Annotated in this window: 13 protein-coding genes; 6 read left to right on the forward strand and 7 right to left on the reverse strand. The window is 62.8% G+C overall.

Annotated elements, in window-relative coordinates; genetic code table 11:
• The first annotated feature begins 181 nt into the window (after nucleotides 1–181).
• Nucleotides 182–1,192: a Hint domain-containing protein gene (locus tag ACR0EF_RS02470; protein ID WP_170371522.1), complete on the forward strand. Its 1,011-nt coding sequence runs from the start codon at nucleotides 182–184 to the stop codon at nucleotides 1,190–1,192.
• Here ACR0EF_RS02470 and ACR0EF_RS02475 read toward each other — a convergent pair.
• Nucleotides 1,185–1,805 (reverse strand): J domain-containing protein, encoded by a 621-nt coding sequence (locus tag ACR0EF_RS02475; protein WP_093964862.1) that lies wholly within the window; start codon nucleotides 1,803–1,805, stop codon nucleotides 1,185–1,187. The two genes, ACR0EF_RS02470 and ACR0EF_RS02475, sit on opposite strands and share 8 nt — an antisense overlap.
• Nucleotides 1,806–1,912: 107 nt before the next feature.
• Here ACR0EF_RS02475 and ACR0EF_RS02480 point away from each other — a divergent pair, with 107 nt between their 5' ends.
• Together ACR0EF_RS02480 and ACR0EF_RS02485 are read left to right on the forward strand one after the other, a co-directional pair.
• Nucleotides 1,913–2,167, forward strand: coding sequence for a BolA family protein (locus ACR0EF_RS02480; RefSeq protein ID WP_093964863.1), 255 nt, complete (start codon nucleotides 1,913–1,915; stop codon nucleotides 2,165–2,167).
• Nucleotides 2,168–2,249: 82 nt separating this feature from the next.
• A complete protein-coding gene (locus tag ACR0EF_RS02485) occupies nucleotides 2,250–2,639 on the forward strand; it encodes a DUF805 domain-containing protein (protein WP_170340933.1) in 390 nt (129 codons plus the stop codon).
• Nucleotides 2,640–2,651: 12 nt separating this feature from the next.
• Here the strand turns inward: ACR0EF_RS02485 and ACR0EF_RS02490 are convergent, their stop codons facing one another.
• From ACR0EF_RS02490 to pepN, 6 genes are all read right to left on the reverse strand, one after another.
• The gene (locus ACR0EF_RS02490) at nucleotides 2,652–3,119 is read right to left on the reverse strand and encodes a DUF4177 domain-containing protein (RefSeq protein ID WP_170371521.1); all 468 of its coding nucleotides are present in this window, start codon (nucleotides 3,117–3,119) and stop codon (nucleotides 2,652–2,654) included.
• Nucleotides 3,120–3,202: 83 nt separating this feature from the next.
• Nucleotides 3,203–4,459, reverse strand: coding sequence for a peptidase T (gene pepT / locus ACR0EF_RS02495; RefSeq protein WP_170369373.1), 1,257 nt, complete (start codon nucleotides 4,457–4,459; stop codon nucleotides 3,203–3,205).
• A 148-nt stretch (nucleotides 4,460–4,607) separates the two neighbouring features.
• Nucleotides 4,608–6,119, reverse strand: coding sequence for an Asp-tRNA(Asn)/Glu-tRNA(Gln) amidotransferase subunit GatB (gatB, locus tag ACR0EF_RS02500; protein ID WP_170371519.1), 1,512 nt, complete (start codon nucleotides 6,117–6,119; stop codon nucleotides 4,608–4,610).
• 90 nt (nucleotides 6,120–6,209) lie between these two features.
• A complete protein-coding gene (locus tag ACR0EF_RS02505; protein WP_367646583.1) occupies nucleotides 6,210–7,403 on the reverse strand; it encodes a hypothetical protein in 1,194 nt (397 codons plus the stop codon).
• 196 nt (nucleotides 7,404–7,599) lie between these two features.
• On the reverse strand, nucleotides 7,600–8,043 hold the full coding sequence (locus ACR0EF_RS02510) for a hypothetical protein (protein WP_170340939.1): 444 nt from the start codon (nucleotides 8,041–8,043) through the stop codon (nucleotides 7,600–7,602).
• The gene (gene pepN / locus ACR0EF_RS02515; protein WP_170371516.1) at nucleotides 8,040–10,592 is read right to left on the reverse strand and encodes an aminopeptidase N; all 2,553 of its coding nucleotides are present in this window, start codon (nucleotides 10,590–10,592) and stop codon (nucleotides 8,040–8,042) included. The genes ACR0EF_RS02510 and pepN overlap by 4 nt, the downstream gene beginning before the upstream one ends.
• Nucleotides 10,593–10,807: 215 nt before the next feature.
• Between pepN and ACR0EF_RS02520 the strand changes: the two genes are divergently transcribed.
• From ACR0EF_RS02520 to ACR0EF_RS02530, 3 genes are all read left to right on the forward strand, one after another.
• Nucleotides 10,808–12,943: a malate synthase G gene (locus ACR0EF_RS02520; RefSeq protein ID WP_170369365.1), complete on the forward strand. Its 2,136-nt coding sequence runs from the start codon at nucleotides 10,808–10,810 to the stop codon at nucleotides 12,941–12,943.
• Between the two features lie 36 nt (nucleotides 12,944–12,979).
• Nucleotides 12,980–13,405 (forward strand): GlcG/HbpS family heme-binding protein, encoded by a 426-nt coding sequence (locus tag ACR0EF_RS02525; RefSeq protein WP_093964871.1) that lies wholly within the window; start codon nucleotides 12,980–12,982, stop codon nucleotides 13,403–13,405.
• A 188-nt stretch (nucleotides 13,406–13,593) separates the two neighbouring features.
• Entirely contained in the window at nucleotides 13,594–14,373 is a 780-nt protein-coding gene (locus ACR0EF_RS02530) for a gamma-glutamyl-gamma-aminobutyrate hydrolase family protein (protein ID WP_170364538.1), read from the forward strand.
• Nucleotides 14,374–14,422 lie beyond the last annotated feature (49 nt).

Genomic DNA, 14,422 nt, shown 5'->3' on the forward strand with positions numbered 1-14,422 from the left:
TCGGATTGGTCGGGATTTCGTTGTGGGGCAACACGCAAATCCGCCTAATCGGGCTGACACTAGGCAAAATAAATTCAAACAATATAATACCTTCAGTTCTTGGTTTGAGCGGGACGCGCGCTGTCATGCAATTCGCCGCCGGTGTGGCGGTGCACTAGGGCGCAACCCGTCGGGTGTTTGTATGGTTTCGACCCCAATTGATCCGCTTGACGCGGTCCTTCTGACCATATCAGGGGACACATCCGGCACGGTGACGGGCGAGCCCCCTTTGCCGGCGACTGGCGAGCTGGACGGAACAATTGGTGTCCCAGGCCCTGGATGGACGCCATTTGCCACTTTCTGGGAGATTTCGACGCCGCCGCAGTTCGGTACGGCATCAATCACGCTGGTCAGCGGGCAATGGACCTATGAGGTGGACCCCGCCTACTACGACAGCCTCGATCCCGGCACGTATACCGACACCTTCGTCGTGCGCGGTGTTGGCACCGCGTTCAACCCGGGTGGGGAACTGATCGGAGGCGAGGCGTTTCAGACCATCACCATCGAGATCGAGGTCGTCTGCTTTGCCTTGGGTACACTGATTGAAACCCCATCCGGGCCAGTGCCGGTGGATCAGCTGGAACCCGGAGATCTGGTTCTGACCATGGATCGCGGGGCGCAGCCGGTTCGATGGGCGGAATCCGCGCGTATTTCGACGGATCAACTGGACCAGAGCCCGCATCTCTGTCCGATCGAAATCGCGCCGGGCGCGCTTGGGCCGAACCGACCATCCAGACCGCTGCGGGTATCTCCACAGCATCGCATGTTGCTGGACGGCCCGCTGGTGGAATTGCTGTTCGGCGAGTCCGAGGCCTTGGTTGCGGCCTGCCATCTGGTCGGCCTGCCCGGAATTCGCTGGGTCCGTCCGCGTGAAGGCGTGACCTATGTGCATGTCCTGCTGGATCATCACGAAATTCTGTTCGCAGAAGGTGCGCCCGCCGAAAGCCTGTTTCTGGGAGAAGAGGCGCTGACGACGCTCAGCTCGGACGGGTTGCAGGAGTTGGCCGACATTTTCGGGGACCGGTTGAACGCGCTGGTCGATGGGTTCCCGAACCTCGCGCGCCGGGCGCTCAAACGGTTCGAGGCGCAGGTATTCCTGTCCGAATATGCCCAGGCAACGGACCGGTCCGCTGCGGCGGCCGAACTTACTTGAAGTTCCTGCTGTCCTTGATTTGATCCCAGGCCCAGACGACTTCCTGCAGCTGTTCTTCTTGGCTGCGGTCGCCGCCGTTCATGTCCGGGTGCAGCACCTTGATAAGCTTTTTGTAGGCTTTGCGAACCTCGGCCTTGGTCCAGGTGTCCTTGGCTTCGAGGATTTCGATCGCACGACGCTCAGTGGGCGGCAGGCGACGGCCTGTTGCGGCCCGACCGGGGTTTTTGGTCGCGTTTTCGCCCAGAACCTGATGCGGATCTTCGATGCCCAGCCGGGCCCAGGCCCGCGCCTCGGGATCGCCCATCGGCTTGGTTTCGCGTTCCCACACTTTGTCTTTCGACCGTTGGGCGTTCAGCTCGGCCTCGGTGGTGCCGTCGAAGAAATTCCACTTCTGGTTATATTCGCGCACATGCTGCTGGCAGAACCAGAAAAAGTCGTCTAGCACATCCGGTGCCTTGGGCGCGCGGAACTTGCCGGCTTCCTGGCATCCTTCGTGGTCACAGACCCGGGTCGAGGTCTCGGACGCGCCCGACATGCCCCGACGCCCGCGCGGATTTTTCTTCTTGGCGCTGGACACCGACATGTCGAATCCGAAGGGATCTGATTTCACCATATGCTCATCCTCATGAACGCGTCTTTTCGACTCGGAGGCAGCAGTTTAATCTAAGTGATCGAAAGTAGAAGAGGGGCGCGGCAAAATAATTGCCGCTGAGCGTAAAAATGACCGTGACCGACGAAATCCGCCAGCGACTTCAGGCCGAGTTCAACCCGCGTGAGCTGGAAGTCGTGGACGACAGTGAACGCCATCGCGGCCACGCAGGGTTTCAGGAAGGCGGCGAAAGCCACTTCAACGTCCGAATTCGCGCTGCCGCGTTTCAGGGGCAGTCCCGCGTTGCGCGTCACAGGGCCGTTCACAAGGCCCTGGGCGACATCGTTCCGCGCATCCACGCCCTGGCTTTGGACATCGGTGACTGAAGCCTTTCGCCCGACGTTGTCGATTATTGTCGGCTTTTTTCAATAATCTGCTATGTTTCCCGTGATTTGCGCGGAGGAAACTATGGAACAGATGAGCCACGCCGTTCGTACGGTGCTGTCAAAATACGCAACCTTTCAGGGGCGCGCGCCGCGCTCCGAGTTCTGGTGGTGGGTGTTGGCGCTCTTTTTGGTGCTGGTTGTCACACAGTTGATAGACGGTGCGGTGGTGGCGCCTTTGCTGGGCTTCGATGCCTTCGCTTCGGAAGCCGGTCAACCGCTGTCGTGGCTAGTCTCGTTGGGCGTGATCGTGCCGAACATCGCGGTGGGTGTGCGCCGTCTGCATGACACCGGGCGGTCCGGTTGGTGGATCCTGATCGGTTTGATTCCGCTGATCGGTACGCTGATCCTTCTGTATTTCTACATTCAACCCAGCGAGCAGGCCGAAAACGCCTACGGTGCCGCGCCGGCCTGACGCGGCCTTCGCCTAGCTGTCGGGCTTTTCTTTCTCTTCCTCGGCATCCGCTTTGGGGGCATCTTCTGACTTGGCCGGCTTCAGCGTCAGCGGCGGGTCGTCATGATCCTGCGCGATGCGGGCCGGAGCCTCGACTTGACCCGCCGCAGCCGCATCGTCCGGGCCAGGAACCGGCCGTGCCAGAGGAGTGTCATCCGCTTCTGGCGGGGTCAGGAGTGCGGCGACGTCGTCGTTGGCGACTTCGGTTTCGACCGCACGGCGAAACACCAGAACATTGCGCCAGTTTTCGGCGGACCCGGTCAGGCCGACCCGCTCCTCGCTGGGCAGCAGCTCGGCGCGCTGGTACTCCCAGCCTTTCGCACCCAACTCGTTCAGCAATTGCTCGATGGTGACGGCAAACCGGCCCTCGGGTGTTTTGACCCCTTTGGCTTTGGTGCCTTTCTTGGGGGCCGGGACGACCTTGTATTCGTAACGCTGCATCAATGGTTCCTGAACTGGTGTTGGCGGGCAATGTATCGTTCCGTCCGGGACGGGGAACAGAAAACTTCGCGCCCCGGCGAATTTCAGCCTCGACTGTTGCTTTCCCCCTGCGTCGCCTTTGAGGCGATCTTCAGGCACAGCTCGGTCGCCACCGCCATGTCCTGGACCGAGATCCACTCCAGCGGCCCGTGGATGCATTGCATCCCGGTAAAGATGTTGGGGCAGGGGGTGCCGAACTCGGTCAGGCGCGACCCGTCCGTGCCGCCGCGGATCGGAACCGAGACCGGCTCGATCCCCATGTCGCGGCAGGCCTCGCGCGCCAGATCCACCGGTGTCATGTCCTTTTCCAGCCAATAGCGCATGTTGCGGTACTGGTGGCTGATCTCGACGCTGATCCTAGCGCGCGGTTCGCTGGCCTGCACCGCGTCGCAGACCTTGCGCACCAGTTCGCCCTTGGCTTCCAGCCCGTCCATCTCGAAATCGCGCAGGATCAGTTTGATCTCCATCTCGGACGAGCCGCCGTTCAGATCGGTCACGTGGATGAACCCTTCGCGCCCGTCGGTGACTTCGGGAGTCATGGTGGCCTGCGGCAACGTCTGCACGATCTTGGTCGCCAGATGGGTCGCGTTCACCATCTTGTCCTTGGCCAGGCCCGGGTGAATCGAAACGCCCTCGATCCGGATCACCGCCCGGTCGGCCGAGAAGCTCTCGTATTCGATCTCGCCCAGTTGCTGACCATCCAGCGTATAGGCGAAGTCGGCGCCCAGATCCTTGGGAAGCGCCTCGGTCACGCCGCGGCCGATTTCCTCGTCGGGGGTAAAGGCGATGCGGATCGGTCCATGCGCGATCGTCCTATCGGCCAGCAGGTGCCCGGCCATGGTCATGATGATCGACACGCCCGCCTTGTCGTCGCCTCCCAGTAGCGTGGTGCCCGAGGCGGTGATCAGGTCGTCGCCGACCTTGCTGGCCAGATAGGGATGCTCGGCTGGGGACAGCACCAGCGACGGATCGTCGGGAAAGGTGATGTCGCCGCCATTGTAGCCCTTGATGACCCGCGGCTTGACCCCGGTCGCGTTGAACTGCGGCGCGGTGTCCACATGGGCCAGAAAGCCGATGGTCGGCCCCGGCGCGGTGCCCGGAATGGTGGCCAGAACGACGCCATAGTCCGTCATGGTCACATCCTGCGCGCCCATTTCGGTCAACTCCTGCCGCAGCAGGTTCAGCATGTCGTACTGGATTTCGGTGCTGGGGGTGGTGGGCGAGTTTTCGTCGCTCTGGCTGTCGATGGCCGCATAGCGAACCAGCCGCTCCTCCAGCTCCTGGTCAAATCTGTTCTGCATGGCACCTTACCTCTCTGGCCAAGACAAAGGCCGCAACCGGCCGCCCGAGTCAAGCGCCGCCTCGAGCCTGGAAGGCGTCAAGAACTCCGGGTAAAACTTTGAGCAACCGGGCAAACCCGGCTGCCCGGCCTGTACAAATGGAAAGACCTTATTGGCCCAGCTTCTGCGCAACCAACTGGTTGACCGCCTTGGGGTTGGCCTTGCCGCCGGTGGCCTTCATCACCTGTCCGACGAACCAGCCGGCCAGCTTTGGGTTCACCTTGGCCTTCTCGACTTGGGCCGGGTTGGCAGCGATGATCTCGTCCAAAGCAGCCTCGATGGCACCGGTGTCGGTCACCTGCTTCATGCCGCGCTCTTCGACGATCTGCGCCGGGTCGCCGCCTTCGGTATAGACGATCTCGAACAGGTCCTTGGCGATCTTGCCCGAGATGGCGTCCGAGGCGATCAGGTCGATGATCTCACCCAGCTGCGCGGGCGAAACCGGCGAGTCGGTGATGTCGCGGTCGTCTTTCTTCAGGCGGCCGAACAGCTCGTTGATGACCCAGTTCGCGGCCAGCTTGCCGTTGCGACTCTTGGCGACCTCTTCGAAGTACACGGCCGATTCAACCTCGGCGGTCAGCACCGAGGCGTCATAGTCAGTCAGGCCAAAATCGTTGATGAAACGGGCCTTTTTCTCGTCCGGCAGCTCGGGCAGCTTGGCGGCGATGTCATCGACCCAAGCCTGCTCGATCTCAAGCGGCAGCAGGTCGGGGTCCGGGAAATAGCGATAGTCGTGCGCCTCTTCCTTGGACCGCATCGAGCGCGTCTCGCCCTTGTCGGGGTCATACAGGCGGGTCTCCTGCTCGACCTTGCCGCCGGCCTCGACGATGGCGATCTGGCGACGCGCCTCGACCTCGATGGCCTGCTGGATGAAACGCATCGAATTCATGTTCTTGATCTCGCAACGCGTGCCCAAGTGCGAAAAGTCCTGCGTTTCCATGTATTTCTCATAGTCGCCCGGACGGCAGATCGACACGTTCACGTCGGCCCGCAGATTGCCGTTCTGCATGTTGCCGTCGCAGGTGCCAAGGTAACGCATGATCTGGCGCAGCTTGGCGATGTAGGCGGCGGCCTCTTCCGGGCCGCGGATGTCGGGGCGGCTGACGATCTCCATCAGGCAGACGCCGGTGCGGTTCAGGTCGACGAAGGACATGTTCGGATCCATGTCGTGGATCGATTTGCCTGCGTCCTGTTCCATGTGGATACGCTCGATGCGCACCATGCGCGCGGTGCCGTCGCCCAGTTCCACCAGAACTTCGCCTTCGCCCACGATCGGGTGATACAGCTGGGAAATCTGGTAGCCCTGTGGCAGGTCGGGATAGAAATAGTTCTTGCGGTCAAAGGCCGATTTCAGGTTGATCTGCGCTTTCAGGCCAAGACCCGTGCGCACTGCCTGTTCCACGCAGAATTCGTTGATCACCGGCAGCATGCCCGGCATGGCCGCATCCACGAAAGACACGTTCGAGTTCGGCTCGGCCCCGAATTTGGTCGATGCCCCCGAGAACAGCTTGGCATTGGACGAGACCTGCGCGTGCACCTCCATCCCGATCACCAGTTCCCAGTCGTGTTTGGCACCGGCGATGGTCTTGGGTTTGGGCAGTTCATAGGTCAAGTCGAGCATGGCGCGCCTCATTTCCGCAGAAGTTCAGGCATGGGTATTATGCCCGGCAAGGCCAAGGGGCAAGGGGCAAAGGGTGCCGAGACGCAATTCTCAGTGGCTGGTCAGTTGCAGACCTGAAGGCGTGAAGGTCACGTCGGTCCCGTTGCGCAATTCCTCGCGGAACAGATCACCGATGGCGCGCAAAGCGTCACGCTGTCCACGTGCCGCGAACCGCTCGGGTGAGTTGACGCGGACCGAGTTGTTGAACCCGTTGGCCGCGTGGGCCCAGATGAGCGGGTGCAGTTCGGTCAAATGATCGCGGATCAGCCATTGGGCGGCCTCCCGGATCTGGCACCGGACCAGATCGGCCTTGTCGTCCAGACCGAACCCATTCTGCACCGTGATCGCGCAATACGAGGCCAGCAGGTTGATCGTTTGCTGGTCCGGCATCCGTTGCACAATGTCGCGCAGACCTTCCAGAAAATACTCGACGTCCAGCCGCGCGCAGGCTTGTTCATCCAAGGCAATTGCGTCGAACTGAACCCACGTGTATCCGCCGGCACCCCACGTGTCGCGCGTATTCGCGGCATTGCGCAGGGCCTGCACCTCAAGCTCTTCATAGCTGCCGAACCATCGCGGCAGCAGGTGGCTGCCCATCGCGCGCATGTGTCGATGGTTTCGCGGATCCAGCGAAATAAGGCGTTCGTACTGATCCGCCACCCGGGCCCGCTGGGTGCGCTGACCAGCCAGCAGGGCACAGTCGGCGGCGGCGACCACAGGGCTGTCCGGCAGCGCCTTGCGGCACTCGGGCAGGATGGCTGCAGCCCGGTCAAAATGTGCAGCACAGCGTGAACGATGCAGCGGCGGCAGCGCCGCGTCCAGAGCCGTGCCACGCCACGCCCATGCCAGATCGATGTGGGCCAGGGCGACGATGAGAGCAATCATCGGATCATCGGGATGATCTTGTTTCACACCCTCAAGCTCGGAAATACCGCCAAGCAGGTCGTACTCGGCGATCGCACCGCCGTCGGACAGCGCGTGTTCGGCGGCCAGGACAACATCCGATCGCGCGCCAAATGCCAGAAGATCGGCGATGGGCAGCCCGTCCGGGGCTGTTGTCCGCGCTTGGTCCGCGGCCCGGATCTCGGTTGACAGTTCGGCCCAACGATCCTGCCGAGCAAGATGGCGCCCGCGTTCGATCATGTCCCGCCCGATCAGGTCAGCCGCACCCAGTTCCGCAACGGGAATATTGAGACGCCCGACATCTTCCAGACAGCGGGAACCCGCGTCCGAAACCGGAGCCACGTGAGTTGATATGGGATTGATACGGGCAAGACCTGCCCAGAACGACCGGAACATCGAAAACACTCGAAACTGTACAAACTTGTTAACTAGCGGTGAATTCTGAACCGGAATTGTGACCAGTTCAAGGATTCTAACATTAAACTTTCTGCTTCAATGGATCAGACAGGATCAATCGACGCGGATTCCGTGAATCGTTTCAGAATACCGTGAAATGGTGTCGGTCAACCCGAAATCCAGCCTGTTGCAGCGCCTGTTCCAGCTGTTTGTGCGGCGGCAGGGCTTCGTCGGGCAGGCGCAGGCGTTTGCCGTTGGTCAGGATGATCGACACGCGCACCGAGAAGTCCCAGCGCGTGTCGAAGCGGAAGAAGTCGATCTCGGTCACGTCGATCTCGCCCTGCCGAGCGCCCGAATGCCAGCGCAGTTTTACCGGGTCCAGGTTCAGCCCGGCGTCGGTGTCTCGCAGCACGTCCCACAGCGCGGGCAGGGTGCCCAGCGCCAGCAACCCGATCAGCCACCAGGCCGCGTCGAAAACCAACACCAGCGCCAGCAGCCCCGCATAGACAGCCGCCAGAATGACGATGCTGCGGGGCGACCGGTTGTGGCGGGTAAAGCGGAACCCGGAGCCCTCGGGCGCCGTCATGCCCCGAGGATGCGCGAGACCATCTCGGTCGTGTCGCGCGACAGGTTCGGGGTTTCGGCGATGCGGGTCAGCTGCGCGCGGATCAGCTCCTGACGGTCGGCGTCATAGCGTTTCCAGGTCTGGAAGGCGGTGCACATGCGCGCGGTGGTCTGCGGGTTGACCGGGTCCAGCCGGATCAGCCAGTCGGCCAGCAAGGCGTAGGACGCGCCGCCGGCATGGTGGAACCCGGCGTGGTTCATCGCCAGCCCACCCATCAGCGCACGGAACCGGTTGGGGTTCTTCCAGTTGAAATCGGGATGCTCGGACAAGGTGCGGGCGATCCGCGGCGCATCATCCGGTGCGGCAAGCGAGGCCTGAAGCCCAAACCATTTGTCCAGAACCAGCCGGTCGTCGTGCCACTGGTCGTAGAATGCCGCCAGTTCCGACTGACCTTTGCCGGCACGCAGCAGGCAGGACAGAGCGCTGAGCTGCAGGGTCATGTTGTCGGCTTTGGCATAGACCTCGGCCGCCATGGCGCCGCCGTCCAGCCGGGTGGTCAGCGCCAGCGCGGCGCTGCCCAGGGTGCGCTTGCCCGCCTGTTCGGCATCGGGCGAATAAGGGCCGTCGACCAGCGCCTCGGAGTGCAGGCGGGGCAGCAGGTCCTGCATGTGCTGGGCGGTGGCCTGGCGCAGGGTCTCGACCGCACGCCAGATCGCCATCGGGTCGGGCGTTTCGCCCTGTTCGTGCAGCGCGGCGGCCAGTTCCGACTGGGTCGGCAGGCCCAGCATCAGCGCGCGATAGGCCGGGTCCAGATCGGCGTCGCGCAGAACAGCCAGCAGGCCATCCAGATATTCCGCATCGGGGGGCGCGTCCTGGGTGATCATGCGCAGCAAACTGTCTTGCGCCAGCGTCCGCCCGGCCTCCCACCGGTTGAACGGATCCGTGTCATGGGCCAGCAAAAATGCGCGTTCGGCGTTCGGGCGGTCGTGTTCAAGGATCACCGGCGCCGAGAACCCCCGCAGGATCGAGGCGACGGGCCGCGCGGCCAGCCCCTCGAACGTGAAGCTCTGGCGCGCTTCGGTCAGTTCCAGCACCTCGGTCCCGCGCACCTCGTCGCCATTGGGGCCCAGCAGGCCCACGGCCACGGGGATCACCTGTGGCAGCTTCTCGGGCTGGCCGGGTGTGGGTGGGGTGCTTTGGGACAGGGTCAGGGTAAAGGTGCCGTCGGCCCAATCCTCCTCGACCTTTACCCGGGGCGTGCCAGACTGGCTGTACCAACGCTTGAACTGGGCCAGGTCGCGGCCAGTCGTGTCCTCGAACACTTTCAGCCAGTCCTCAATCGTGCAGGCTTGCCCGTCATGGCGTTCGAAATACAAGTCCAGCGCCTTGGAATAGGCCTCGTCCCCCACCAGCGTTTTCAGCATGCCGATCACCTCGGCGCCTTTTTCATAGACGGTCGCGGTGTAGAAGTTGTTGATCTCTTGAAAGCTTTCGGGGCGCACGGGGTGCGACAGCGGCCCGTTGTCCTCGGGGAACTGGCGCGCGCGCAGGTCGATCACGTCATGGATACGCTTGACCGGGGCCGAGCGCATGTCCGAGGTGAACTGCGCGTCGCGGAACACGGTCAGTCCCTCTTTCAGACACAGCTGGAACCAGTCGCGGCAGGTGATGCGGTTGCCGGTCCAGTTGTGGAAATACTCATGCGCGATGATCGCCTCGATCCGTTCGAAATTGGCATCGGTCGAGGTTTCCGGGCTGGCCAGCACCGCCGACGAGTTGAAGATGTTCAGCCCCTTGTTCTCCATCGCGCCCATGTTGAAATCATCCACGGCGACGATGTTGAACACGTCCAGATCGTATTCGCGGCCATAGACATCCTCGTCCCATTTCATCGACCGCTTCAGGGCCTCCATGCCAAAGGCGCATTTGCCCTCGTCCCCGGGGCGGACCCACAGATTTAGTTCCACATGCCGCCCCGATTTGGTGGTGAAACTGTCGGAATGGGCAACCAGATCACCGGCGACCAGCGCGAACAGATAGGCGGGTTTGGGCCAGGGGTCGGTCCATTCGGCCCAGCCTTCGCCCTTGCCCGTCGGGTTGCCGTTCGACAGCAGCACCGGCAGGTCGCCGTTGATGCGCACGGTGAAGGTGGACATCACGTCGGGCCGGTCGGGATAGAAGGTGATCTTGCGGAACCCCTCGGCCTCGCACTGCGTGCAGTACATGCCGTTGGACATATAGAGCCCTTCGAGCGCGGTGTTGTTGCCGGGGTCGATCTCGACCTCGGCCTCCCAGACGAAGGGGGTGTCGGGGACGCTGGTGGTCAGGCCTTTGTCGGTGACCTCAGGAGTGATCGGGGTGCCGTCGATGCTGGCGCGGATCAGCTTCAGCTCTTCACCGTGCAAAAAGAACGTGCGGTCGGTGGCTTGCGGATTGGGCCGGAACGCGATGCGCGATGTCACGCGCGTTGCATGCGGGGCCAGATCGAAGGTCAGGTGAACGCTGTCGACCAGAAAACCGAAGGGCGAATAGTCGGACAGGTAGATCGTGGTGGGGGCGGCGTCGCGCATCTGGGGCCTCGTGTCGGTGTGTTCCCGCGCGACGTTAGGAGGATCGCCGTGGCGCTGCAAGCAGGCGGGTCGGGGCGGCATTACCTTGCACGGTTTGAAGCTGTTTCAGGCGGAATTGAAAGGCGGATTGATGCAGCGGCAAGTTGCCTATCGGAAACAATGCCCCTAATTGATGACTGCATACAACGGCACACGAAGGGCAGGAGATTCGAGTCATGAGCGGCAGAGCTATCCGGAGCGGATTGGACGTAGATCAGGTTCTGATCGATTTCATCGAGGAACGCGCGCTTCCCGGAACGCGCGTTGAGCCCGATGCATTCTGGGCTGGACTTTCGCGGATGGTGTCCGGGTTTGGCCCGAAAAACCGCGACTTGCTGCAGAAGCGCTCGGATATCCAGGGCAGTGTCGACGCATGGCACCTTGCGCGCAAAGGGCAACCCATCGACATGGCTGAGTATCAGGCGTTCCTGCGCGAAATCGGTTATCTGCTGGATGAAGGCCCCGATTTCCAAATCGACACGGCGAATGTCGACCCCGAGATCGCCGCGACGCCGGGGCCACAGCTGGTTGTGCCGATCACCAATGCGCGTTTTGCCCTGAACGCGGCCAATGCCCGCTGGGGCAGCCTGTATGACGCGCTCTATGGCACCGACGCGATGGGCGACCTGCCGCAAGGGGGCGGCTATGACACGGCCCGCGGCGCGCGGGTGATCGCGTGGGCTAAGGCGTTTCTGGACGAGGCCGTGCCGCTGGCCCAAGGCAGCTGGGCCGATGTGTCCGGTCTGAAGGTCGAAGGCGGCGCATTGGTCCCGGCGCCGGCTGATCCCGGGAAATTCGTGGGCTTCGGCGGCTCGGCCGAGGCCCCGGACTTCGTGCTGCTGCAGAACAACGGTCTGCACGTCCAGATCATGATCGACCCGTCCAGCACTATTGGCGCCTCGGACCCGGCGGGCATTTCCGATGTGCGCCTGGAGTCGGCCCTGTCCACCATCATGGACTGCGAAGACTCGGTGGCCTGTGTCGATGCCGAGGACAAGGTCGTGGCCTATGGCAACTGGCTGGGCCTGATGAAGGGCGATCTGACCGAAGAAGTCTCGAAGGGTGGCCGAACATTTACCCGCAAACTGGCCGAGGACATCGCCTTTGCCCGGCCCGACGGTTCACAAGGCAGCCTCAAGGGTCGGTCGCTGATGCTGGTGCGCAATGTGGGCCACCTGATGACCAACCCCGCCGTGTTGGACGCCGAAGGCAACGAGATCGGCGAGGGGCTGATGGACGCGCTGTGCACCACGCTGATCGCGATGCACGACCTGCAGCGTGATGGCGGCAACTCGGTCCACGGTTCGGTCTACGTGGTCAAGCCCAAGATGCACGGCCCAGAAGAGGTCGCGTTCTCGGTCCAGATCTTCGACATGGTCGAGGACATTCTGGGCCTGCCGCGCAACACCGTGAAACTGGGCATCATGGATGAAGAGCGCCGGACTTCGGTGAACCTCAAGGAATGCATCCGCGCCGCGAAATCGCGGGTGGCCTTCATCAATACTGGGTTCCTCGACCGGACGGGGGATGAGATCCACACCTCGATGGAGGCCGGGCCGATGCTGCCCAAGGGCGACATGAAGAATACGCCCTGGATCCAGTCCTACGAGGATCGCAATGTCGATATCGGATTGGCCTGCGGACTGAAAGGCCGGGCGCAGATCGGTAAGGGCATGTGGGCCATGCCCGACCGGATGGGTGAGATGCTCGAGGCCAAGATCGGCCACCCCATGGCCGGCGCGACCTGTGCCTGGGTGCCGTCGCCCACCGCAGCGACCCTGCACGCGACTCATTACCACAAGGTAGACGTTCTGGCCCGTCAGGACGAGATCGCTACCGGAGGTCCGCGCGGCACGCTGGACGATCTGCTGACCATCCCGCTGCTGAGTGGCCGCAACCTCAGCGACGATGAAATCACCCGGGAGATCGAAAACAACGCGCAGGGCATCCTGGGCTATGTCGTGCGCTGGGTCGATCAGGGTGTCGGCTGCTCGAAGGTGCCCGATATCAATGACGTGGGTCTGATGGAGGATCGCGCCACCTGCCGGATTTCGAGCCAGGCGCTGGCCAACTGGCTGCATCACGACGTGATCGGCGCCGATCAGGTGATGGCCGCGATGAAGAAGATGGCCGCCGTGGTCGATCGGCAGAACGCAGGCGACCCGGCCTATCGGCCCATGGCACCGGGTTTCGACGGCATCGCCTTTCAGGCCGCCTGCGATCTGGTGTTCAAGGGGCGGGTACAGCCCTCGGGCTATACCGAGCCGGTCCTGCATGCGCGGCGGCTGGAACTGAAGGCCCGTCAGGGCTAGAACCGGGGCAGACCACCGCAGACAGAGGACAAGATCATGTCGGTTTCACTCAGAAAGGCCCGCACCATCATTCGCAAAACCCTTGAGAAAGGGCGCGAGATGGACCTGAAACCCCTGTCGGTGGTGGTTCTGGACGCCGGTGGCCATGTCATCGCCTTCGAGCGCGAGGACGGCGCGGCCCCCGGCCGCTTCGCGATTGCCCATGGCAAGGCCTATGGATCGGTCATGCTGGGCATGGCAGGCACCGCCCAGATGCAGCGGGCCGAGGCGCAGGCCTATTTCATGGCTGCGGTGAATGGGGTCTATGGCGGGCAGGTCGTTCCGGTTCCGGGCGGCGTGCTGCTGCGCGACCGCAAGGGCGCTGTGATCGGGGCCGTCGGGGTCACCGGCGACACCTCGGACAACGACGCCGCTGCCGCCATGGCCGGGATCGAGGCCGCCGGGCTGACTGGCGAGACCTGATCTGTAAAAGCGCCGTTCCGCCGCGGCCGCCTGTTTCGGGAAATTCGTCCAGCGCTCTGCGGAAATCGGGAACAATATGTGCGTATCTGAACACGTCCTTGCGCCATGGTGCAGGGCGTGTTTTCTTGCACGTTACTGAAGGGGCGGATAATTTCCGACCAGTTCAAGTAAAACAGCAAGGTAGCGCAATGTCCCGACCCGTCGTTGGCATCATCGGCAATTCGTATCTGATGAACGACCAGTACCCCACCCATGCCGGGGGGACGATGAATTCGGACGCGGTCGCGAATGTTGCGAACTGTCTGCCGCTGCTGATCCCGGCCGACCCGCGTTATGTCGACGTGGCCGAACTGCTTGAGGTTTGCGACGGGTTCCTGCTGACCGGTGGCCGCCCCAACGTTCACCCCGAAGAATACGGCGAGCCGGCGACCGATGCGCATGGCGAATTCGACCGGGCGCGCGATGCGATCACCCTGCCACTGGTGCGGGCCTGCGTCGAGCGCGGCCAGCCCTTTCTGGGCATCTGCCGGGGCTTCCAAGAGGTCAACGTGGCCATGGGCGGCACTCTGTACCCGGAAATCCGCGATCTGCCTGGACGGATGAACCACCGCATGCCGCCCGATGGCACGCTCGAAGAGAAATTCGCCCTGCGCCATGTGGTCAAGCTGACCGAGGGCGGGGTGTTCCACCGCCTGTTCGGTGCCAGTGAGGTGATGACCAATACGCTGCACGGGCAGGGCATCAAGACGGTGGGCAAGGGCGTGGTGATCGACGGCCACGCGCCGGATGGCACGCCCGAGGCGATCTATATCCAGGATGCGCCCGGGTTCACCTTGTCGGTGCAATGGCACCCGGAATGGGATGCGGCGAATGACCCGGTCTCGCGGCCCCTGTTTCAGGCTTTTGGCGACGCGGTGCGGGCTTGGTCGGCAGGCGCCATGCCGACGCCGGTGCGGCAATCGGCCTAAAAGTCGGCAGTCAGGTTCTTTCAAAAGACCGGTGCGGCAACCAACGCAC

The organism is Ruegeria sp. CG8, from assembly GCF_056537165.1.